The organism is Klebsiella sp. CSG-1 (assembly GCF_056521145.1).
Window position 1 is genome coordinate 740,559 of the sequence record NZ_JBWNLD010000001.1, and the last position, 20,972, is coordinate 761,530.

General features: G+C 57.4%; 19 protein-coding genes. 17 read left to right on the forward strand and 2 right to left on the reverse strand.

Features of this window, described 5'->3' with window-relative positions:
• The first annotated feature begins 24 nt into the window (after window positions 1–24).
• The 6 genes from ampG (at window position 25) to cyoE (ending at window position 6,768) form a co-directional block, all read left to right on the forward strand.
• The gene (ampG, locus tag AC007G_RS03620; protein WP_032689243.1) at window positions 25–1,500 is read left to right on the forward strand and encodes a muropeptide MFS transporter AmpG; all 1,476 of its coding nucleotides are present in this window, start codon (window positions 25–27) and stop codon (window positions 1,498–1,500) included.
• A 480-nt stretch (window positions 1,501–1,980) separates the two neighbouring features.
• A complete protein-coding gene (cyoA, locus tag AC007G_RS03625; protein ID WP_004858705.1) occupies window positions 1,981–2,928 on the forward strand; it encodes a cytochrome o ubiquinol oxidase subunit II in 948 nt (315 codons plus the stop codon).
• 19 nt (window positions 2,929–2,947) lie between these two features.
• Window positions 2,948–4,939 carry a cytochrome o ubiquinol oxidase subunit I gene (gene cyoB / locus AC007G_RS03630; RefSeq protein ID WP_032689244.1) on the forward strand — a complete coding sequence of 664 codons (1,992 nt, stop codon included), beginning with the start codon at window positions 2,948–2,950 and terminating at the stop codon, window positions 4,937–4,939.
• Window positions 4,929–5,540 (forward strand): cytochrome o ubiquinol oxidase subunit III, encoded by a 612-nt coding sequence (locus tag AC007G_RS03635; protein WP_004129790.1) that lies wholly within the window; start codon window positions 4,929–4,931, stop codon window positions 5,538–5,540. Before cyoB ends, AC007G_RS03635 begins: the two co-directional genes overlap by 11 nt.
• Window positions 5,540–5,869 (forward strand): cytochrome o ubiquinol oxidase subunit IV, encoded by a 330-nt coding sequence (locus AC007G_RS03640; protein WP_004858696.1) that lies wholly within the window; start codon window positions 5,540–5,542, stop codon window positions 5,867–5,869. The genes AC007G_RS03635 and AC007G_RS03640 overlap by 1 nt, the downstream gene beginning before the upstream one ends.
• An 11-nt stretch (window positions 5,870–5,880) precedes the next feature.
• Window positions 5,881–6,768, forward strand: a complete 888-nt coding sequence (gene cyoE / locus AC007G_RS03645; protein ID WP_004858694.1) for a heme o synthase — start codon at window positions 5,881–5,883, stop codon at window positions 6,766–6,768.
• Between the two features lie 51 nt (window positions 6,769–6,819).
• Here cyoE and AC007G_RS03650 read toward each other — a convergent pair whose 3' ends face one another.
• A complete protein-coding gene (locus tag AC007G_RS03650) occupies window positions 6,820–7,578 on the reverse strand; it encodes an IclR family transcriptional regulator domain-containing protein (RefSeq protein WP_032696541.1) in 759 nt (252 codons plus the stop codon).
• A gap of 152 nt (window positions 7,579–7,730) precedes the next feature.
• Here AC007G_RS03650 and AC007G_RS03655 point away from each other — a divergent pair, with 152 nt between their 5' ends.
• The 9 genes from AC007G_RS03655 to AC007G_RS03695 all read left to right on the forward strand — a co-directional run bounded on the left by AC007G_RS03655 (window position 7,731) and on the right by AC007G_RS03695 (window position 18,708).
• Window positions 7,731–8,552, forward strand: coding sequence for a shikimate dehydrogenase family protein (locus AC007G_RS03655; protein ID WP_180888694.1), 822 nt, complete (start codon window positions 7,731–7,733; stop codon window positions 8,550–8,552).
• Window positions 8,549–10,243, forward strand: a complete 1,695-nt coding sequence (locus AC007G_RS03660) for an FAD-dependent oxidoreductase (RefSeq protein WP_479466544.1) — start codon at window positions 8,549–8,551, stop codon at window positions 10,241–10,243. The genes AC007G_RS03655 and AC007G_RS03660 overlap by 4 nt, the downstream gene beginning before the upstream one ends.
• The gene (locus AC007G_RS03665; protein WP_032689247.1) at window positions 10,240–10,560 is read left to right on the forward strand and encodes an NIPSNAP family protein; all 321 of its coding nucleotides are present in this window, start codon (window positions 10,240–10,242) and stop codon (window positions 10,558–10,560) included. The genes AC007G_RS03660 and AC007G_RS03665 overlap by 4 nt, the downstream gene beginning before the upstream one ends.
• A gap of 10 nt (window positions 10,561–10,570) precedes the next feature.
• The gene (locus tag AC007G_RS03670; RefSeq protein ID WP_142630459.1) at window positions 10,571–12,274 is read left to right on the forward strand and encodes an FAD-dependent oxidoreductase; all 1,704 of its coding nucleotides are present in this window, start codon (window positions 10,571–10,573) and stop codon (window positions 12,272–12,274) included.
• Between the two features lie 66 nt (window positions 12,275–12,340).
• Window positions 12,341–13,159: a sugar phosphate isomerase/epimerase family protein gene (locus AC007G_RS03675; protein ID WP_142630461.1), complete on the forward strand. Its 819-nt coding sequence runs from the start codon at window positions 12,341–12,343 to the stop codon at window positions 13,157–13,159.
• A gap of 10 nt (window positions 13,160–13,169) precedes the next feature.
• On the forward strand, window positions 13,170–14,534 hold the full coding sequence (locus AC007G_RS03680; RefSeq protein WP_142630463.1) for an MFS transporter: 1,365 nt from the start codon (window positions 13,170–13,172) through the stop codon (window positions 14,532–14,534).
• On the forward strand, window positions 14,531–15,559 hold the full coding sequence (locus AC007G_RS03685) for a Gfo/Idh/MocA family protein (RefSeq protein WP_142630465.1): 1,029 nt from the start codon (window positions 14,531–14,533) through the stop codon (window positions 15,557–15,559). The genes AC007G_RS03680 and AC007G_RS03685 overlap by 4 nt, the downstream gene beginning before the upstream one ends.
• 449 nt (window positions 15,560–16,008) lie before the next feature.
• On the forward strand, window positions 16,009–17,187 hold the full coding sequence (locus AC007G_RS03690) for a Gfo/Idh/MocA family protein (protein WP_032689252.1): 1,179 nt from the start codon (window positions 16,009–16,011) through the stop codon (window positions 17,185–17,187).
• A 156-nt stretch (window positions 17,188–17,343) separates the two neighbouring features.
• Window positions 17,344–18,708, forward strand: a complete 1,365-nt coding sequence (locus AC007G_RS03695; RefSeq protein WP_032696549.1) for an MFS transporter — start codon at window positions 17,344–17,346, stop codon at window positions 18,706–18,708.
• A 67-nt stretch (window positions 18,709–18,775) separates the two neighbouring features.
• On the opposite strand, the gene AC007G_RS03700 is transcribed toward AC007G_RS03695, so the two are convergent.
• Window positions 18,776–19,267, reverse strand: coding sequence for a YajQ family cyclic di-GMP-binding protein (locus AC007G_RS03700; RefSeq protein WP_004858653.1), 492 nt, complete (start codon window positions 19,265–19,267; stop codon window positions 18,776–18,778).
• Between the two features lie 198 nt (window positions 19,268–19,465).
• On the opposite strand from AC007G_RS03700, the gene panE reads away from it, so the two are divergent.
• Both panE and yajL read left to right on the forward strand, forming a co-directional pair.
• Window positions 19,466–20,377 carry a 2-dehydropantoate 2-reductase gene (gene panE / locus AC007G_RS03705; protein ID WP_032696550.1) on the forward strand — a complete coding sequence of 304 codons (912 nt, stop codon included), beginning with the start codon at window positions 19,466–19,468 and terminating at the stop codon, window positions 20,375–20,377.
• On the forward strand, window positions 20,340–20,933 hold the full coding sequence (gene yajL, locus AC007G_RS03710; RefSeq protein ID WP_032696551.1) for a protein deglycase YajL: 594 nt from the start codon (window positions 20,340–20,342) through the stop codon (window positions 20,931–20,933). The genes panE and yajL overlap by 38 nt, the downstream gene beginning before the upstream one ends.
• Window positions 20,934–20,972: the final 39 nt, after the last annotated feature.

The following is a 20,972-nucleotide window of genomic DNA, read 5'->3' on the forward strand; positions in this document are numbered from 1 at the left end:
CGCGCCGGGTTTGCGCCATAAGCCATGTCCAACCACTACTTACGCATTTTCCAGCAGCCTAAATCAGCTATTTTGCTGATCCTTGGGTTTGCTTCCGGCCTGCCTCTCGCGCTGACCTCCGGCACGCTCCAGGCGTGGATGACCGTTGAAAATATCGATCTGAAAACGATCGGCTTCTTCTCGCTGGTTGGTCAGGCCTACGTCTTTAAGTTTCTCTGGTCGCCGTTAATGGACCGCTACACGCCGCCGTTTCTTGGCCGGCGCCGCGGCTGGCTGCTGACCACCCAGTTTCTGCTGCTGATCGCCATCGCCGCCATGGGGTTCCTTGAGCCCTCCACCCAGCTCCGCTGGATGGCGGCATTAGCGGTAGTTATCGCCTTCTGCTCCGCATCGCAGGATATCGTTTTCGACGCCTGGAAAACCGATGTGCTGCCGGCAGAGGAGCGTGGCGCAGGCGCGGCCATCAGCGTGCTGGGCTATCGCCTGGGGATGCTGGTCTCCGGCGGTCTGGCGCTGTGGCTGGCCGATCGCTGGCTCGGCTGGCAGGGAATGTACTGGCTGATGGCCGTGCTGCTGATTCCCTGCATTATCGCCACCCTGCTGGCGCCAGAACCGAGCGATGTGATTCCGGTACCGAAAAGCCTCGAACAGGCGGTCGCCGAACCGCTGCGCGATTTCTTCGGACGCAACAACGCCTGGCTGATCCTGCTGCTCATCGTCCTTTATAAGCTCGGCGATGCCTTTGCGATGAGTCTGACCACCACGTTTTTGATTCGTGGCGTCGGTTTTGATGCCGGCGAGGTCGGAATGGTCAATAAAACGCTGGGACTTTTCGCGACGATTGTTGGCGCACTCTACGGCGGCGTATTAATGCAGCGCCTCACCCTGTTTCGCGCCCTGCTGATTTTCGGCGTGCTACAGGGCGTATCCAATGCCGGCTACTGGCTGCTGTCGATTACCGATAAACATCTTTACTCCATGGCGACGGCGGTCTTTTTCGAGAACCTGTGCGGCGGTATGGGCACGGCGGCATTTGTCGCCCTGTTAATGACCCTGTGTAATAAATCGTTTTCCGCCACCCAGTTTGCTTTGCTGTCCGCGCTCTCGGCAGTTGGTCGCGTGTACGTCGGGCCGATTGCCGGCTGGTTCGTCGAAGCTCACGGTTGGCCTACGTTTTATCTGTTCTCCGTCTTTGCCGCCGTCCCGGGGATTGTACTCCTGCTGCTCTGCCGGCAAACCCTGGAGTACACGCAACGCACCGGAAGCTTTATTCCGCGCACGGACTATCCACAGACCTATACGCTGGCGCTGCTGATTCTGGCCGTGGGTTCGCTGATGCTGGGCATATGGCTGCTGTTGCTGATACTTAATGCCCTCGACTTCACCTCGTTTTCCTTCCTGCCCGCGCTGCTGGAAATTGCGGCCATCACCGCCATCGCCGGCGTTTTACTCGGAAGTCTGCTTGATTATCTGGCGTTACGGAAGAGAGCGCTGATTTAACGCATAATCGCGGGGTTATTAGCCGTTGTAATCACTGAACGTAATTATAACGGCTTATTAACGATTTTATATTGTTCATTTTTCATTTGTTGTTTTGTGCGCTTTACATTTTGGGAAGTTATTGACAACTTTTATTCAAAACATTAAATAATTTAACCGATTCAGCAAAAGCGATTTAATATCGCCGCCGAGCAATGTCTGTTATTTGATAATTAATTGTTAATTAGTTGTGTTATTTTTCGAGTGTTTATACTCATTCCCCCATAAGCCCATCCATTCTTATCTCTTTCGTTATAGATCCTGCATATAGCGTGCTTTGCAAGCATCAGCGTCACACTCGGTTACATATGTGACAAAGCGAGCAGAACCCGCTAACACAGAACTGACACAGCCCCAATCATGTTTACAGTAATGCAACCTTCCCGTAAAATGCCCGTACACTTTAAGCGCCACCAGATTCCGTGGAATTGAGGTCGTTCAATGAGACTTAGGAAATACAATAAAAGTTTGGGATGGATGTCATTAATCGCAGGTACTGTATTACTCAGTGGTTGTGATTCTGCACTCCTTGACCCAAAAGGACAGATTGGACTGGAGCAACGTTCTCTGATACTGACGGCCTTTGGCCTGATGATGATTGTCGTTATTCCCGCCGTCTTAATGGCAGTAGGATTTGCCTGGAAGTATCGTGCGAGTAATAAAGATGCGAAGTATAGCCCGAACTGGTCACACTCCAACAAAGTTGAAGCTGTGGTCTGGACGGTTCCTATTCTGATCATCCTGTTCCTGGCCGTTCTGACCTGGAAAACCACTCACGCACTTGAGCCAAGCAAACCGCTTGCTCACGAAGAGAAACCGATCGTCATCGAAGTTGTTTCGATGGACTGGAAATGGTTCTTCATCTATCCGGAACAGGGTATTGCTACCGTCAACGAAATCGCCTTCCCGGCGAACGTACCGGTACACTTCAAAGTGACCTCTAACTCCGTGATGAACTCGTTCTTTATCCCACGTTTAGGCAGCCAGATTTACGCAATGGCCGGGATGCAGACTCAGCTGCACCTCATCGCGAATGAAACTGGCACTTATGACGGTATCTCCGCAAGCTATAGCGGCCCGGGCTTCTCTGGTATGAAGTTCAAAGCTATCGCCACGCCGGATCGTGCAACCTTCGATCAGTGGGTAGCGAAAGCGAAACAGTCGTCGAACACCATGGACTCCATGGCGGCTTTCGACAAACTTGCTGCGCCTAGCGAATACAACAAAGTGGAATACTTCTCTGACGTGAAACCGGATTTGTTTAAAGATGTTGTGAACAAATTTATGTCTCATGGCAAGAGCATGGATATGTCCCAGCCTGAAGGCGAGCACGCAGCGCACGAAGGGATGGAAGGCATGGACATGAGCCACGCGGAAACCGCTCACTAAGGGGCCGAGGAAGAAAACGATGTTCGGAAAACTTACACTGGATGCAGTGCCCTACCACGAACCCATTATTGTGGTTACGGTGGCTGCGATTATCATCGGGGGACTGGCGCTTCTGGCGGCAATCACTTACTTCGGTAAGTGGTCCTACCTTTGGAATGAGTGGCTGACTTCGGTCGACCACAAAAGACTTGGTATCATGTATGTCATCGTAGCAATCGTGATGTTGCTGCGTGGCTTCGCTGACGCCGTTATGATGCGTAGCCAGCAGGTGCTGGCCTCGGCCGGGGAAGCAGGGTTCCTGCCGCCTCACCACTACGATCAGATCTTTACCGCCCACGGCGTTATCATGATCTTCTTCGTAGCGATGCCGTTTGTTATCGGTCTGATGAACCTCGTGGTTCCGCTGCAGATCGGTGCGCGCGACGTTGCCTTCCCGTTCCTCAACAACCTGAGCTTCTGGTTCACCGTTGTCGGCGTAATTCTGGTTAACTTGTCTCTGGGCGTCGGTGAATTCGCACAGACCGGTTGGCTGGCCTATCCGCCGCTGTCGGGAATCGAGTACAGTCCGGGCGTTGGGGTCGATTACTGGATCTGGGCTCTCCAGCTATCCGGTATTGGTACGACGTTAACCGGTATTAACTTCTTCGTGACCATTATCAAGATGCGTGCCCCTGGCATGACGATGTTCAAGATGCCAGTATTTAGCTGGGCATCTCTGTGCGCCAACATCCTGATTATCGCCTCCTTCCCAATCCTGACCGTCACCGTCGCGCTGCTGACCCTGGACCGCTACCTGGGCACCCATTTCTTTACCAACGAGATGGGTGGCAACATGATGATGTACATCAACCTGATTTGGGCCTGGGGCCACCCGGAAGTGTATATCCTGGTGCTGCCGGTATTCGGTGTCTTCTCCGAAATCGCCGCAACCTTCTCGCGTAAGCGTCTGTTTGGCTACACCTCGCTGGTATGGGCAACAGTGTGTATTACCGTTCTGTCGTTCATCGTTTGGCTGCACCACTTCTTCACCATGGGTGCCGGCGCGAACGTCAACGCCTTCTTCGGTATTACTACCATGATTATCGCAATCCCGACCGGGGTTAAGATCTTCAACTGGCTGTTCACCATGTACCAGGGCCGTATCGTCTTCAACTCAGCCATGCTGTGGACTATCGGCTTCATCGTGACCTTCTCTGTTGGTGGTATGACCGGCGTTCTGCTGGCGGTACCGGGCGCGGACTTCGTGCTGCACAACAGTCTGTTCCTGATTGCCCACTTCCATAACGTTATTATCGGCGGTGTGGTATTCGGTTGCTTTGCTGGCCTGACCTACTGGTGGCCGAAAGCCTTTGGCTTCACGCTGAACGAAACCTGGGGCAAACGCGCTTTCTGGTTCTGGATCATCGGCTTCTTCGTCGCATTTATGCCGCTGTACGTACTGGGCTTCATGGGTATGACGCGTCGCCTGAGCCAGCAGATTGACCCGCAGTTCCACCCGATGCTGGTTGTTGCGGCATGCGGTGCGGCGCTGATTGCCTGCGGTATCCTCTGCCAGCTGATTCAGTTCTACGTGTCTATCCGCGATCGCGATCAGAACCGCGACCTGACCGGTGACCCGTGGGGCGGCCGTACTCTGGAGTGGGCAACCTCTTCTCCGCCTCCGTTCTACAACTTCGCTATCGTTCCTGTCGTTCACGAGCGTGACGCGTTCTGGGAAATGAAAGAAAAAGGCGAAGCGTATAAGAAACCGGCTGGCTATGAAGAGATTCATATGCCGAAAAACAGCGGCGCAGGCATCGTTATTGCTGCTTTCGCAACGGTGTTTGGTTTCGCGATGATCTGGCACATCTGGTGGATGGCGATTGCAAGCTTCGTCGGTATCCTGGTGACCTGGATTATTAAGAGCTTTGACGAGGACGTGGATTACTACGTGCCGGTTGCAGTAGTCGAAAAACTGGAAAATCAGCATTTCGATGAGATTAACAAAGCAGGGCTGAAAAATGGCAACTGATACTCTTGCGCATAACGCCCACGCGCATGAACACGGGCACCACGATACAGGGCCGATGAAGGTATTCGGCTTCTGGATCTACCTGATGAGCGACTGCATTATCTTCGCCACCCTGTTTGCTACCTATGCCGTTCTGGTGAACGGCACGGCTGGCGGACCGACCGGTAAAGATATTTTTGAACTGCCGTTCGTTCTGGTTGAAACCGCGCTGCTGCTGTTCAGCTCCATCACCTACGGCATGGCGGCTATCGCCATGTACAAAAACAATAAGAGCCAGGTTGTTTCCTGGCTGGCGCTGACCTTCCTCTTCGGGGCAGGGTTCATCGCGATGGAACTCTATGAATTCCATCATCTGATTGTTGAAGGTATGGGCCCGGATCGCAGCGGCTTCCTGTCAGCGTTCTTCGCGCTGGTCGGAACCCACGGTCTGCACGTCACCTCCGGCCTGATCTGGATGGCGGTGCTGATGGTTCAGGTTTCACGTCGTGGCCTGACCAACACGAACCGCACCCGTATCATGTGCCTGAGCCTGTTCTGGCACTTCCTGGACGTTGTGTGGATCTGCGTGTTCTCGGTTGTTTATCTGATGGGGGCAATGTAATGAGTCATTCTAGCGATCATAACGGCGCTTCTCACGGCAGCGTAAAGAGCTACATGACAGGGTTCGTCCTGTCGATCATTCTGACGGTTATCCCGTTTGCTATGGTTATGAGTGGCTCCGCATCGCATGCGGCTATTCTGGGAACTATCCTGGTCACCGCTGTTGTGCAGATTCTGGTACACCTGGTGTACTTCCTGCACATGAACAGCAAGTCTGACGAAGGTTGGAACCTGACCGCGTTTATCTTCACCGTAATCATCATTGCTATCGTTGTTGTTGGCTCCATCTGGATTATGTGGAACCTGAACTACAACATGATGATGCACTAAGAGCGGCAAGTATGTTTAAGCAATACCTGCAAGTAACGAAACCTGGCATCATTTTTGGCAACCTGATCTCCGTGATCGGCGGTTTCCTGTTGGCCTCCAAGGGCCACATCGACTATCCGCTGTTTGCATGGACGCTCCTTGGGGTGTCCCTGGTGGTCGCCTCGGGTTGTGTATTCAACAACTACATCGACCGTGACATCGATCGTAAGATGGAACGGACGAAAAACCGGGTGCTGGTCAAAGGGCTGATCTCGCCACAAGTTTCGCTGGTATACGCCACCTTGCTGGGTATTGCTGGCTTCATGCTCCTGTGGTTTGGCGCTAACCCTCTGGCCTGCTGGCTGGGGGTGATGGGGTTCGTGGTTTATGTCGGCGTCTACAGCCTGTACATGAAACGCCACTCCGTCTACGGTACGCTGATTGGTTCTCTCTCCGGCGCTGCGCCGCCGGTGATTGGCTACTGCGCGGTGACCGGTAATTTCGATAGCGGCGCGGCGATTCTGCTGGCTATCTTCAGCCTGTGGCAGATGCCTCACTCCTACGCCATCGCGATTTTCCGCTTCAAGGATTATCAGGCGGCGAACATTCCGGTTCTGCCGGTGGTGAAAGGCATTTCCGTGGCGAAGAACCACATTACGCTGTACATCGTGGCCTTTGCTGTCGCCACGCTGATGCTGTCACTGGGTGGCTACGCCGGGTATAAATACCTGGTCGTTGCCGCCGCGGTGAGCGTCTGGTGGCTGGGGATGGCGCTGCGCGGTTACAAAGTGGCGGATGACAAAGTCTGGGCGCGTAAGCTGTTCGTCTTTTCTATCGTCGCCATTACCGCACTGTCGGTGATGATGTCCGTCGACTTTATGGTGCCGGATTCACACAATCTGCTGGCCTACGTCAGATAAGATTGTCGCTCTGACAAACCCCGCTCCGGCGGGGTTTTTTATTGCCCGGAATTACCCCACCAGCATCGCCTGCGCGCTATAGAGCAGATCCAGATGGTCGCGACACAACGCATCCAGCGACGTCCGCGACTGGTGAGAGGTCAGGCTCAGCGCGCCCCAGTACATCCCTTCCCTGTCAGACAGAGGTACCGCCAGCACCAGCATCCCAATTTCAAACTCCTGCTCGATAGTGGCAAACCCCTGGCGCCGCACCAGAGCAATTTTTTCCATCAGCATCGCCACGTCCGTCACCGTATACGGCGTGCGCTGTTCACGCTTGATACGTCGCAGAATCACCTCGCACTCGTCTTCCGGCAGCGAAGCCAGCCAGAGTCGCCCGCCGGCGGTGCAGAATATTGGCACCCGCTCCCCTAACCTCACCGAGGTCGAGTTAAACGGCGTATGTTTGCTGCGCGCGATATACACCAGTTCATCTTCATCAATCACCCCGACCGACGCATGCTCTTCCGTCCGGCTGGCAAGGTACTCAACGATGGGGCGGACCATGCGCGGAAACTGTGCCGAATCGACATAGGCCTGCCCCAGGCGCAGCGCTTTTGGCGTCAGCCAGTAATAGCGCCCGTCGGTCTGTACATAGCGCTCGTGCAGCAACGTCAGCAGAAAACGGCGCGCGGCGCTCTGCGTCAGGCCGCTCATTTTCGCCGCCTGAGGCACGCTGAGTCGGGGAAAATCTTTGGAGAAAAGCTGGATCAAGGCCAGTCCTTTTTGCAGACCGACTATCAAATCGCGCGGATGTATTGTGTTTTGCATATCAGCTCACATTTCTGCAACATTGCCATCGATTCACTGCGATTATCGCAGTGGTGGTGCGATTAACAACCAATACGTCCGAATTCTGCGTTGTTGCTCTCAGGTTCCGCTGAAATACTTTCACAACATTCATTTAACAAATGAGGTTTGAAATGGTCAGTGGATTCACGCAGGTCGTTGCCGTTATCGGCCATCCGATTACGCAGGTTAAATCACCGGAGAACTTCAACCGCTACTTCGCCGACCAGCAGATGGACAGCGTGATGATCCCGGTCGATATCGCCCCGGAAGCGGTGGCGGATTATTTGCTGGCGTTACGCGGATGGCTGAACATGAGCGGCGTACTGGTCACCGTGCCGCACAAACAGCGCGCCGCCACGCTGGTTGACGAATTAACGCCGCGCGCCCGCCATCTCAACGCGGTGAATGTCATTCGCAAACTGGCGGATGGCCGTCTGCAGGGCGATATGCTGGATGGCGTCGGTTTCTCTCTTGCCGCGGCGGCCCACGGTTTTCAGGCTGAAGGGAAGACGGCGCTGCTCTCCGGCTGCGGCGGCGTCGGCAGCGCCATCGCCTGGGGACTGTGTGAAGCCGGCATTCGCCAACTGGCGCTACACGACCAGAATCCGGCCACGTTACAGCTGCTGCATAACCGTCTCGCTACCCATTTCCCTGAGGTTATCCTCACTCCCCTGCCCGACACCCTGAGTGGCATTCATTTGCTGGTAAACGGTTCTCCGGCGGGAATGGCGAATTTCGATCCTCTGCCGCTACCGCCACACTTACTGGAGACTCTCGACGCGGCAACCCACGTCGCCGATGTCGTTACCGCCCCGGCGCTCACGCCGCTGCTGGCTTTCGCGCAGGCGCGCGGCTGCGTAGTACAAACCGGCCCCGAAATGGCGCTGGCGCAGATGAAACTCATGGGGCAATTCATCGGAGCCATCCCCCAGGAACAGGGGGCCGCGGCATGAAAAGCTGGGATGTGATTGTCATCGGCAGCGGCGCCGGCGGGTTCGCCGCCGCGGTCACGGCCTGTTGCAAAGGGCTGTCGGTGCTGATGCTGGAAAAAGCGCCGCAGTTTGGCGGCACCTCGGCGATTTCCGGCGGAGCGGTATGGATCAACGATACCGATCAGGCGCGTGCGCAGGGAAAAAGCGGCGCGGCGGACGCGATCAAAACCTACCTGAAAACGATCATCGGTGAACAGAACTATCGTCCGGACATTGTCGATGCGTTTGTCGCTTCCGGGCGCGAAGCGCTGGCGTTCCTCGAAAAAGAGGGCGCGGTGAAGTACAGTCTGCGCCCCCTGTCACCGGACTATTATCCTGATGAGCCGGGCGCCGTTGATTGCGGACGCGCGCTGGAGGTCGTGGAGTACGACGGACGCCAGCTCGGCGACCGCTTTCGCGACCTGCGCTCTCCCCCGCCGGGGATGCTGTTATTTGGCGGCATGATGGTCAACCGCGTGGATATCCAGCATTTTCTGGAGATGCGCCGCTCGCTGCGCTCGTTATCGCACTGCGCGAAGCTGCTGCTGAGCTACGCGCGCGACCGCATCAGTCACCCGCGCGGCACCCGGCTGGCGATGGGCAACGCCTTAATTGCCCGCATGGCCACCGTAGCGCTGCGCAAAGGCATGACGCTCCGGCTGAACGTCAACGTCCTTTCTCTGGTTGAGCACCAGGGCGCGGTCACCGGCGTCAATATTGAATGTGATGGCCAACAAGAGACCTTACAGGCGCGCTGCGGCGTCGTGCTGGCCGCCGGCGGCTTTGCCGCAGGAGAGCTGGCGGCACGCTACCGGCCGCATACCCGCGAGCATTACTCCATGTCGCCGGCCGGCAATGATGGCGCCGCATTCCGTCTTGCCAGCGCACTCAACGCCTGTGAAGGAGCCGACCTGTCGTCCAATTTTTTCTGGGCGCCGGTCTCAGTACTACGCCACGCCGACGGGCGCGAAGAACGCTTCCCGCACCTGGTCACCGACCGGGCCAAGCCGGGCGTTATCGCCGTGAACCAAAAGGCGGAACGTTTCGTCAACGAATCAAACTCTTACCACCACTTCGCCAGCGCCATGCAAAGCCAGTCCGAAAACGCCCCCTGTTTTCTGATCTGCGATGCCCTGGCGATGAAACGCTACGGCCTCGGTCTTGCGCGGCCCGCGCCGGTGAACAACGATGCGCTGATCGAGGCCGGCTACCTGCACAAAGCGGACTCCCTCGCCCGGCTTGCTCAACAGCTAGGGCTTGACGCACAAGCGCTCGCCGGGACGGTGGCCCGCTACAACCGCGACGCCGCGCAGGGAGAAGATCCGCAATTCGCCAAAGGCGGCAACAGCTATAACCGCGCGATGGGCGATCCGCGCCATCAACCGAACGCCTGCAATGCCCCGCTGCTGAAGGCGCCGTTTTATGCCATCACCCTCTACACCGGTGATTTAGGCACGTCGCGCGGCCTGGTCACCAGCGAAAACGCCCAGGTCCTTAATCAACAACGTCAGCCGATCAGAGGCCTTTATGCCGTTGGTAACGATATGGATTCCATGATGGCGGGCACCTACCCCGGTCCCGGCATTACGCTCGGCCCGGCGCTGACCTTCGGCTATCTCTCTGCCCGCCATATGGCACAACAACCGACCCCATCAACAGGAGAAACACCATGATCTATGAAAAACGCACCTACACCATTAATCCGCTGAAAATGGCCGACTGGCTGGCGCTGTACAAAAGCGATGCTTACGCCGTCCAGACCGAGCATCTCGGTAAGCTGATCGGCTTTTTCTTCACCGAAATCGGCGTGGTGAATCAGGTGGTGCATATCTGGGCTTACGAAAGCCTCGACGATCGCCTGGTACGTCGGGCGCGCATGGCGCAAGACCAACGCTGGCTGACCTTCTCGCGTAAAAACCGCGAACTGGCGGCCGTTGAGCGGCTGGAGTCGGTCCTGCTGCGTCCTGTTGATTTTTCACCACTGCAATAAGGGGACGGAGATGAGCGGGCATAAAAAGGTGGATGTGCTGGTCGTCGGTTCCGGCGCGGCGGGGCTTTCCGCCGCGGTGACCGCCGCCCTCAAGGGCGCCAGCGTCCTGCTGGCCGAGAAAGAGCCGGTCATCGGCGGCACCAGCGCCTGGTCAGGCGGCTGGCTGTGGATACCGCGCAATCCGCTCGCCTGCGAAGAGGGCATTCAGGAGCAAGAGGACGCGCCGCTAACCTATCTGCGGCACGAAATGGGCGGCCAGCCCGCCGATGCCCGCCTGCTCACCTTCCTGCAGCAGGGCCCGGAGATGATCGACTTCTTCCGCCGCCATACGGCGGTGCAATTTCTCTCCGGCAGTAAGATGCCGGATTTTCATATGTCGCCGGGCTATGCCCAGGGGGGACGTTCGGTGACGGCACAACCGTTTGACGGACGCTTGCTTGGCGACTGGTTACATCGTCTGCGCCCGCCGCTGGAAACCATCAGCCTGGCCGGCATGGGCATCGCCGGCGGTAGCGACATGGCGCACTTTTTTAACGCTACCCGCTCCCCGCGATCGGCGTTGTATGCCGCCCGGCGTCTGCTGCGCCACGGCTGGCAACGACTGCGAGCAGGCCGCGGGCAGTATCTGGTTAACGGTAACGCGTTGATGGGCCGCCTGCTGCGTTCGGCGCTCGACGCTGGCGTCAGTATTCAATTGAATGCCCCTGTTGCTCGCCTGCTGACATCATCGAGTGGGGTCAGCGGCGCGATACTGCGCAGCGATGATGGCGATATTGAGGTTCATGCCGGCGCCGTAATCCTCGCCTGCGGCGGCTTTCCACACGATCGCCAACGCCTGGCGCAGCAGGTTCCCCACGCAGCGGACGGCTATGGCCACTTCTCCGCCGCGCCGCCGGGTAATCAGGGGGACGGGATCCGGCTCGGGGAATCGGTCGGCGGTCAGTTCGACGCCTCGCTCAAACACGCCATGGCCTGGGCGCCGGTCTCCCGCGTCACCCTCGCGAGCGGCCTGCAGCTGGCCTTCCCGCACCTGGTTGAACGCGCGAAGCCGGGGTTTATCGCCGTATTGCCCAACGGAAAGCGTTTTACTAATGAAGCCGACTCCTACCACGACTTTATTGCCGCGCTGCTGGCCGCAACGCCTGCGGGAGAGCAGCCGGCAGCGTGGCTGCTGGCCGATAGCCGGACGCTGCGCCGCTATGGCCTGGGCCACGCCCGCCCCTTTCCGTTTTCACCCGCGGCATGGCTGCGCACGGGCTATCTCCGCTCGGCCCCCACGCTGGAGGCGCTGGCGGAACAGTGTGCCATCGATGGCAAGCAGCTGGCGGAGACGGTGGCCCGTTTTAACGACTACGCCGCGCAAGGAGAGGACCCGGAATTTCAGCGCGGCGTCTCGGCCTATAACCGGGCTCAGGGGGATACCAGGCATCCTCATCACCCAACGCTGGGCCCGCTGCGCCACGCGCCCTTTTATGCGGTGCGTATTTTACCGGGGTCGCTGGGCTCTTTTAGCGGACTGAAAACCGATGAACAGGCGCGAGTGCTGGATGCGCGCCAGCAGCCGATCGCTGGCCTCTACGCCATTGGCAATGATATGTCGAGCGTGATGCAGGGGTACTACCCCAGCGGCGGTATTACGCTCGGTCCGGCCATGACCTTTGGCTATCTGGTGGGAAAAACACTGGCCGCCAATATAACAAAAACAGCATCGTAACCGACATCTTACCAGGGACGGCAGTACACATAACAACAATCACCTGCAACTGTACCGGAGTCTTTTATGAACATGCGAACCCTGTCCCTCGCCGCGCTCACCGTGCTCGACGTTCCGCCACCGGAACAGGTGCGGATCGCGGCACAAACCGGCTTTACTCATGTCGGCCTGCGTCTGCTCCCTGCCACGCCGACCGATCCTGATTACGATATGCTCGGCGATACCGCGACCGTTCGCGCAACCCTCTCTGCGCTGATGGAGACCGGTATTCGCGTATCAGATGTCGAAATCGTCCGTCTGACGAGCGACTTTTCGCTTAATGCCCGCCTGGAAAGCTTTCTGGAAACCGCCGCGCGCCTGGGCGCCCGTCAGGTGCTGGTGGCCGGCAACGATAACCACCTGACCCGCAGCGCTGAAAATCTTGCCGCGCTCGCCGAAGCCGGCCGGGGGTATGGCTTAACCCTGAATCTGGAGCCGATGCCGTGGACCCAGCTACGCACTATCGCTGACGCCAGGCGGCTGATTTCCGCCAGCGGGCGGGCGGACATCGGGATTCTGATCGACGCCATCCACTTCTGGCGCGCGGGAGAGTCGCTCTCCAGCCTCGCCGACCTGCCGCCAGCGTGCCTCAACTATATGCAGCTGTGCGACGCCCCGGCGCAGATTCCCGATAACGAACAGGAACTGATCCACCAGGCCCGCGCCGCGCGGAAGGTACCGGGCGAAGGCGGGCTGGATCTGCATGGTCTGATGTCCGCGCTGCCGACAACGCTGCCGGTATCGCTGGAAGTCCCGTTAAGCGGCGCCCAGGGCGCTCTGCCCGCCCTCAACCGCGCGCAGCTGCTGTTCAATGCCGCGCAGTCTTACCTGCGCCCCTGCGCATAAGGAAAACCCTATGACTCAGACCCAACGCCTGGATGTCAGAGAGTTAATCAACGGTAATCCGCTTAGCCGTTTCCAGAAACTGGTGGTTTTCTTAGGCTTTTGCGTGATTGCCCTCGACGGTTTTGATATTGCGATTATGGGGTTTATCGCCCCGACGCTGAAGCATGAATGGGGGGTAACCAACTACGAGCTCGGCTTCGTCATCAGCGCGGCGCTGATTGGCCTAGCGCTGGGGGCGATCCTCTCGGGGCCGCTAGCCGACTGGCTGGGGCGAAAGAAAATCATCGTCAACAGCGTCTTTTTCTTTGGCTTCTGGACCATCGTCACCGCCTTCTCGCAGAACATCGAACAGATGATTTTTTTCCGTTTTATGACCGGACTGGGGCTCGGTGCGGCGATGCCCAATATCGGCACGCTGGTATCGGAGTATGCCCCCGAGCGCCAGCGCTCATTTCTGATTACGGTGATTTTTTGCGGCTTTACCTTTGGCGCCGCGGCAGGCGGCTTTTCTGCCTCGTGGCTAATCCCGCGTTTTGGCTGGCATTCGCTGATGGCGCTCGGCGGGATTCTTCCGCTGCTGTTCGCGCCGTTACTTATCTGGCTGCTGCCGGAGTCGGTGCGCTTTCTGGTGGTTAAACGCGCGCCGGCGACACGTATCCGGGCGATATTACAACGCCTCTATCCGGGGCAAATCGCGGATAACGCTGAATTCACGCTCCCGGCGCAGCCCGTCAACGCCAACGCCATGCGCCTTGTCCTCTCGCGCCACTACCGCCTCGGCTCGCTGATGTTATGGCTGGTCTATTTTATGGGCCTGTTTCTGGTTTATATCCTCGGCAGCTGGCTGCCGACGCTGGTCAAAGAGGTTGGGCTGACCGTCAGTCAGGCGGCGGTGATGACGGCGATTTATCAGGCCGGCGGCACCGTAGGCTCTCTGTTCGCTGGCTGGCTAATGGATCGCATCAATCCCCATCGGGCGTTGGGGCTGATTTATGCCATCGGCGGCCTGTTTACGATGGCCATGGGCTATGCCGCCGCCAGTTTTGCGCTGTTGTGCCTGCTGGCCTTCGTCAGCGGCGCTTGCCTGAACGGCGCGAATACCGGCATGAATGCGCTCTCCGCCCGCTATTATCCGACCCAGGCGCGCGCGACCGGCTCCAGCTGGATGCACGGCGTCGGCCGAATGGGCGCCATCCTCAGCGCCTTTGCCGGCGCGGAAATGATGGCGCTGAATCTCAGCTTCGAAAACGTCTTTTTAATCCTTGGGATCCCGGCGGCATTAACCGTCGTCGGTCTGGTGGTGAAGGGGCTGTTTGCCAGCGATGCCGAAACGTCCTCCCCTTCCCCTTCCCCCACGCTGAGGAGTCTGTCGTGAGCAAAATACGTCTTGCCGTCATTGGCGCGGGCGCCATCGGACGCAAACATATTGCGGTAATTCGCGCTAACCCACGGGTTGAGCTGGTCGCGCTGGCCGATCCTTCACCCCAGGCGCAGGCGCTGGCGCAATCGCTGGATATCCCAGGGTATGACAGCGTTGAAGCCCTGCTGGACGCGGTCCAACCGCAGGGGGTGATTAACGCCACGCCCAATATTCTGCACCTGCCCTGTGCTCTGGCCTGCATCGAACGCGGGATCCCAGTGCTGGTCGAAAAGCCCGTCGCCGACTCGCCGCAACGCGCCCGGGAACTGGTCGATGCCGCTGCTCGCCATCAGGTTGCGGTGCTGGTAGGGCACCACCGGCGGCATAACGCGCTGATCGCCGCGGCGAAGACAGCGATCGATAGCGGCGAACTCGGGCAAATCGTCACCGTCTCCGCGCACTGGGTACTGCAAAAGCCGGATGAGTATTTTGACATTGCCTGGCGACGCGAGCCCGGCGCGGGACCGCTGCTGGTCAATCTGGTCCATGATATTGACCTGATGCGCTATCTGTTTGGCGAAATCGACCAGGTGCAGGCCTTTACCTCCCATGCCGTACGCCGCTTCGCCAATGAAGACAGCGCGGTGGTAAACCTGCGGTTCGCCAGCGGGGCATTAGGTAGCGCGGTACTCACCGATTGCGGCGTAGGCCCGTGGAGCTGGGAGATGAACTCAGGAGAAAATGCGATCTACGCCCATGCGCCGGAAAACTGCTATCTGATTTCCGGTACCGGCGGCGCGCTGGCGATCCCGCAGATGCAGCGGTGGCGCTATGGCGAAGCGCGCGGCTGGCTCCACCCGCTGCTGAGTGACAGGCTTCACGTCGAGGCTATCGATCCCTTCATGCTGCAGCTTGACCACTTTTTGCAGGTCATCACGGGCGAGGAGAAACCGCTGATCGATGCTGCCGATGCGCTGCGCTCACTGGAGATCGTTGCCGCCATTCAGCGGGCGGCAGGCCAGACGACCGGATCCGCATAAACAGATGTCGGCGTAATACCGCATTGCGCCGACTTTCCTGCTATCTTTACTACGGAAGAAAAAGAAAAATAAGTTTCATTTAAACACAAAATGAAATTACATCGCTCGTTAGCTCAGCGGTTTCACCCGCACTATCACACATCCCTGGCCAGAAACACCAATAAAAATAGGGTTAATCATCTCATTTAATACGCTTTTTAGCCAAATCGTCACTTTTCAGAGGCACACTCGACGGTGAGAATAATCTTGATAATTTTTCGATCCCTCTCTCATAAATAAAAATTTAATTTCATATAATATAGAAAATGAAATAAACATTTTTTAAATTTACCTTGTCACTCCTCAGGCGACAGTTTCATCGTCAGGCGTGGCGCCAGGGTCCTGTCCCGCTTCCTGGAGCAGGGAGCGATTTTCATCAGACATCCGTACTTTGTATCAAGGAGAACACCATGTTAAACGGCATGAAACCCCTGTCTCGCTCCCTGCGCTGGGGAATGGTCGGCGGCGGATCCACCAGCCAGATCGGCTACAGCCACCGCTCAGCCGCGCTGCGTGACAATGTCTTTACCTTGCTGGCCGGCGCTTTTGATATTGATGCCGAACGCGGACGTCAGTTTGGTGAACAGCTCGGGATCGCGCCGGGGCGCTGCTATGCCGATTATCAAACGCTGTTCCGCGAAGAGGCGCTGCGCCCTGACGGTATTGAAGTGGTGTCGGTAACCACGCCGAACAATACCCACTTCGCCATTACCAAAGCGGCGCTGGAAGCCGGACTGCACGTTATCTGCGAAAAACCACTTTGCTTTACCGCCGCGGAAGCCCAGGAGCTGCGGGAGCTGAGCATCAAGCATAATAAAATCGTCGGCGTCACCTACGGCTATGCCGGGTATCAGATGATTCAGCAGGCGCGCCAGATGATTGCCGACGGGCTGCTCGGACAGATTCGAATTATCAATATGCAGTTTGCCCACGGTTTTCATAATGAAGCCGTCGAGCTGCAGGCGGAGTCAACCCGCTGGCGCGTTACGCCGAAGTATGCCGGGCCAAGCTACGTGCTGGGCGACCTGGCAACGCATCCGCTCTTTGTGGCCGAAACGATGGCGCCGCACCTCAACATTCGCCGTCTGATGTGTTCCCGCCAGAGTTTCGTTGCATCGCGCGCACCGCTGGAAGATAACGCGTTTGTGCTGATGGAATACGATAACGGCGCCGTGGGCTCAATGTGGACCAGCGCGGTCAATAGCGGCGCCATGCACTCGCAGAAGGTGCGGATCGTTGGTGAGAAAGCCAGCATCGAGTGGTGGGATGAGCATCCTAACCAGCTCAGCTACGAGATACAAGGTGAGCCGGCGCGGGTACTTGAGCGCGGCATGCCCTATCTCAGCGCCGCGGCCCTGGCAGACGATCGTATCGGCGGCGGCCACCCGGAGGGACTGTTTGAAGCGTGGGCAAACCTCTACCGGCGCTATGCGATAGCCATCGATGCGATGGATCGGGGCGATCGCGCGTTTCTGGAGAGCTTCTGGTACCCGGACGTTGAAGCAGGTCTGCACGGCGTCTACTGGGTGGAGCAATGCGTGAAATCCGCCGACGCCGGCAGCCAATGGGTTGACTTTAATTTACAATAAATGCCATCAACCAGTGGGGCCTTCTCCACTGGTTTCTTTGTTTTCCCCGCGTTTACCTCATCATGCAACACAGCGGTAATATCTGTTAAACAAACATTTATTTACGCTTCTGCCTGCCACCACTACACTAGTCGCAGTTTTTAGATTGAGGTGGTAATGAACGACAATAAAATGACGCCAGGTGAACTGCGCGCGACCTGGGGTCTGGGGACCGTATTCTCGCTGCGTATGCTCGGCATGTTTATGGTTCTGCCGGTTTTGACCACCTATGGCATGGCGTTACAGGGCGCCAGCGAAGCGCTGATTGGCCTGGCTATTGGTATCTATGGTCTGGCACAGGCCGTATTCCAGATTCCCTTCGGCCTGCTTTCCGACCGTATTGGTCGTAAACCGCTGATTGTCGGCGGACTGTTAATCTTCGTTATCGGTAGCGTCATCGCCGCGCTCAGCGACTCCATCTGGGGCATCATTCTTGGGCGCGCGCTGCAGGGTTCCGGCGCCATTGCCGCAGCGGTCATGGCGCTCCTCTCCGATTTAACCCGCGAACAGAACCGTACGAAGGCGATGGCCTTTATCGGCGTCAGTTTTGGCGTTACTTTTGCCATCGCCATGGTGCTGGGGCCGATTATTACTCACCAGCTCGGCCTGCATGCGCTGTTCTGGATGATCGCCATCCTCGCGACGATCGGCATCCTGCTGACGCTGTGGGTGGTGCCCAACAGCCATAATCACGTGCTGAACCGTGAATCAGGGATGGTCAAAGGCTGCTTTAGCAAAGTGCTTGCTGAGCCGAAACTACTGAAGCTCAACTTCGGCATTATGTGCCTGCATATCATGCTGATGTCCACCTTTGTTGCCCTGCCTGGGCAGCTGGAAGCCGCCGGTTTCCCCGCCGCCGAGCACTGGAAAATTTACCTGGTCACCATGCTGATTTCGTTTGTTTCGGTGGTGCCGTTTATCATCTATGCCGAAGTGAAGCGCAAGATGAAACACGTGTTCCTGTTCTGCGTCGCGCTGCTGCTGGTGGCCGAAATCGTCCTGTGGGGCGCAGGCGGCTATTTCTGGGAACTGGTCGCCGGCGTTCAGCTGTTCTTCCTCGCCTTTAACCTGCTGGAAGCCCTGCTCCCCTCTTTAATCAGTAAAGAGTCGCCGGCGGGCTATAAAGGTACCGCGATGGGCATCTATTCGACCAGCCAGTTCCTTGGCGTGGCGATTGGCGGCGCGCTGGGAGGCTGGGTAGACGGCTTCTTTGATTCGCAAACCGTATTCTTGCTTGGCGCGCTGCTGGCGATGCTGTGGCTGCTGGTTGCCGGGACGATGAGCGAACCGCCGTACGTCAGCAGCCTGCGGGTTGAAATTCCCGGAGATGTGGTGGCCGATAGCGCGCTGCAGGAGCGTCTGCAGAGCACCGATGGGGTAAAACAGGTTCTGGTGGTGCCCGACGAACGGTCGGTGTATATCAAAATCGACAGCAAGGTGACCAACCGCTTCGAAATTGAGCAGGCCATCAAAGGGGTATAAAAAAAGCGGGGAAATCCCCGCTTTTTTATTGGCCGACCTTTGCAGATGATACGCCAGCAGCCCCGACTTAGTCGCGGAAGTTTTTGAACTGGAACGGCTGTCCCAGGTCGCCACCGCGCACCAGCGCCATCACCGCCTGCAGATCGTCGCGCGCTTTACCGGTGACGCGAATCTCTTCGCCCTGAATTTGCGCCTGCACCTTCAGCTTGCTGTCTTTGATCAGCTTGACGATTTTTTTCTGCGTCGCGCTCTCAATCCCCTGCTTCAGCTTCGCATCGACAAACCAGGTTTTCCCGCTGTGTACGAACTCGTCCGGCACTTCGATAGAACTGCCTTCAATGCCGCGTTTTAACAGCTTCGCACGCAGAATATCCAGCAGCTGGTTAATCTGGAAATCAGATTCGCTGAGGACCTTGATGGTCTCGTTTTTTTCGTTCAGTTCGAAGCTCGCTTCAACGTTACGAAAATCAAAACGCGACTCCACTTCACGGGTCGCATTCTCTACGGCGTTTCGAACTTCCTGAAGATCGACTTCAGAGACAATATCGAAAGATGGCATCTTTTCCTCTCCTTCTGTTTCTTTTGCGTTGCATAATACCCGCAACGCGACATAACTCAACTGGTTATCCCGCAAGCATAGCCGATGTTCCGATGCTCAATGCACGCCAGGCCACCGAGGTGTGGGCTGCAGCCGGCAGCGCAACGAGTATATACTTTAGCTATAAATGCCTGGGGTAGTCGCAGGTGAGGAGGAAGAATGAAAGTAACCGTACTCGGATGCGGTGCGCTGGGGCAGCTATGGCTAACCGCGTTATGCAAACACGGACACGATGTCCAGGGCTGGTTACGCGTCCCACAACCCTTTTGTAGCGTCAATCTGATCGAGACTGACGGGACGATTTTTAATGAGTCGTTAACCGCCAACGATCCTGACTTTCTCGCCAGCAGCGACCTGTTGCTGGTGACGCTAAAAGCCTGGCAGGTCTCCAACGCGGTAAAAAATCTGGCGCAAACTCTCCCCGCCTCGTCGCCGATCCTGCTTATCCATAACGGGATGGGGACCGTCGATGAACTGAAAGGCGTGCAGCAGCCGCTGCTGCTGGGCTCGACAACCCAGGCCGCACGCCGCGACGGCAACGTCATTGTGCACGTCGCCAACGGCACGACGCATATCGGCCCGGCGAAAGACTATCCGCAGGATTACAGCGATCTTGCCGATACCCTGCAAAGCGTCCTGCCGGACGTCGCCTGGCACAATAATATCCGCCCGGCAACGTGGAGCAAGCTGGCGGTTAACTGCGTGATTAACCCGCTGACGGCGCTGAAAGAGTGCCACAACGGCGATTTGCGCGACTATCCGCAGGAAGTTGAGGTCATCTGCCGGGAGGTCGCTGCGGTCATGGAGCGCGAAGGTATTCATACTTCACCGGAAAACCTGTTATTTTATGTCCATCAGGTAATTGAAAGTACGGCAGAAAATATCTCTTCGATGTTGCAGGATATCCGCGCGCAGCGTCGTACGGAAATCGACTATATCACCGGTTTTCTACTGAAGCGCGCCCGCGCTCACGGCCTTGCCGTACCGGAAAACGCCCGTTTGTTTGAACTGGTAAAGCGTAAGGAGAATGAATATGAGCGCGTCGGCACTGATTTGCCTCGCCCCTGGTAGCGAAGAGACCGAAGCGGTCACCACAATGGATTTACTGGTCCGCGGCGGCGTGCAGGTCACCACGGCCAGCGTCGCCAGCGATGGCGGCCTGACTATCGTCTGCTCGCGGGGCGTCAAGCTGCTGGCGGATGCGCCGCTGGTAGAGGTCGCCGACGGCGATTATGACATTATCGTCCTTCCCGGTGGGATAAAAGGCGCGGAGTATTTCCGCGACAGCCCGCTGCTGGTGGAAACGGTCCGCCAGTTTCATCTTTCCGGACGCATTGTCGCCGCCATCTGCGCGGCGGCGGCGACCGTACTGGTGCCGCATAACCTTTTCCCCATCGGCAATATGACCGGTTTTCCGGCCCTTAAGGATCGCATCCCTGAAGAGCAGTGGCAGGACAAGCGCGTGGTCTGGGACCCGCGGGTCAACCTGCTCACCAGCCAGGGGCCAGGAACATCCATTGATTTTGCGCTCAAGATGATCGACCTGCTGGTCGGGCGTGAAAAAGCCCATGAGGTTGCGTCACAGCTGGTGATGGCGGCGGGAATTTATAACTACTACGAAGCCTGATTTGGCGAAACGGTCGCCCGGATAAGGCAGGAGCGCCGC

What these genes read in the sequence shown, in the direction of transcription:
- ampG (WP_032689243.1), top strand. Translation starts at nt 25, where the DNA reads ATGTCCAACCACTACTTACGCATTTTCCAGCAGCCTAAATCAGCTATT.
- cyoA (WP_004858705.1), top strand. Translation starts at nt 1,981, where the DNA reads ATGAGACTTAGGAAATACAATAAAAGTTTGGGATGGATGTCATTAATC.
- cyoB (WP_032689244.1), top strand. Translation starts at nt 2,948, where the DNA reads ATGTTCGGAAAACTTACACTGGATGCAGTGCCCTACCACGAACCCATT.
- AC007G_RS03635 (WP_004129790.1), top strand. Translation starts at nt 4,929, where the DNA reads ATGGCAACTGATACTCTTGCGCATAACGCCCACGCGCATGAACACGGG.
- AC007G_RS03640 (WP_004858696.1), top strand. Translation starts at nt 5,540, where the DNA reads ATGAGTCATTCTAGCGATCATAACGGCGCTTCTCACGGCAGCGTAAAG.
- cyoE (WP_004858694.1), top strand. Translation starts at nt 5,881, where the DNA reads ATGTTTAAGCAATACCTGCAAGTAACGAAACCTGGCATCATTTTTGGC.
- AC007G_RS03650 (WP_032696541.1), bottom strand. Translation starts at nt 7,578, where the DNA reads ATGCAAAACACAATACATCCGCGCGATTTGATAGTCGGTCTGCAAAAA.
- AC007G_RS03655 (WP_180888694.1), top strand. Translation starts at nt 7,731, where the DNA reads ATGGTCAGTGGATTCACGCAGGTCGTTGCCGTTATCGGCCATCCGATT.
- AC007G_RS03660 (WP_479466544.1), top strand. Translation starts at nt 8,549, where the DNA reads ATGAAAAGCTGGGATGTGATTGTCATCGGCAGCGGCGCCGGCGGGTTC.
- AC007G_RS03665 (WP_032689247.1), top strand. Translation starts at nt 10,240, where the DNA reads ATGATCTATGAAAAACGCACCTACACCATTAATCCGCTGAAAATGGCC.
- AC007G_RS03670 (WP_142630459.1), top strand. Translation starts at nt 10,571, where the DNA reads ATGAGCGGGCATAAAAAGGTGGATGTGCTGGTCGTCGGTTCCGGCGCG.
- AC007G_RS03675 (WP_142630461.1), top strand. Translation starts at nt 12,341, where the DNA reads ATGAACATGCGAACCCTGTCCCTCGCCGCGCTCACCGTGCTCGACGTT.
- AC007G_RS03680 (WP_142630463.1), top strand. Translation starts at nt 13,170, where the DNA reads ATGACTCAGACCCAACGCCTGGATGTCAGAGAGTTAATCAACGGTAAT.
- AC007G_RS03690 (WP_032689252.1), top strand. Translation starts at nt 16,009, where the DNA reads ATGTTAAACGGCATGAAACCCCTGTCTCGCTCCCTGCGCTGGGGAATG.
- AC007G_RS03695 (WP_032696549.1), top strand. Translation starts at nt 17,344, where the DNA reads ATGAACGACAATAAAATGACGCCAGGTGAACTGCGCGCGACCTGGGGT.
- AC007G_RS03700 (WP_004858653.1), bottom strand. Translation starts at nt 19,267, where the DNA reads ATGCCATCTTTCGATATTGTCTCTGAAGTCGATCTTCAGGAAGTTCGA.
- panE (WP_032696550.1), top strand. Translation starts at nt 19,466, where the DNA reads ATGAAAGTAACCGTACTCGGATGCGGTGCGCTGGGGCAGCTATGGCTA.
- yajL (WP_032696551.1), top strand. Translation starts at nt 20,340, where the DNA reads ATGAGCGCGTCGGCACTGATTTGCCTCGCCCCTGGTAGCGAAGAGACC.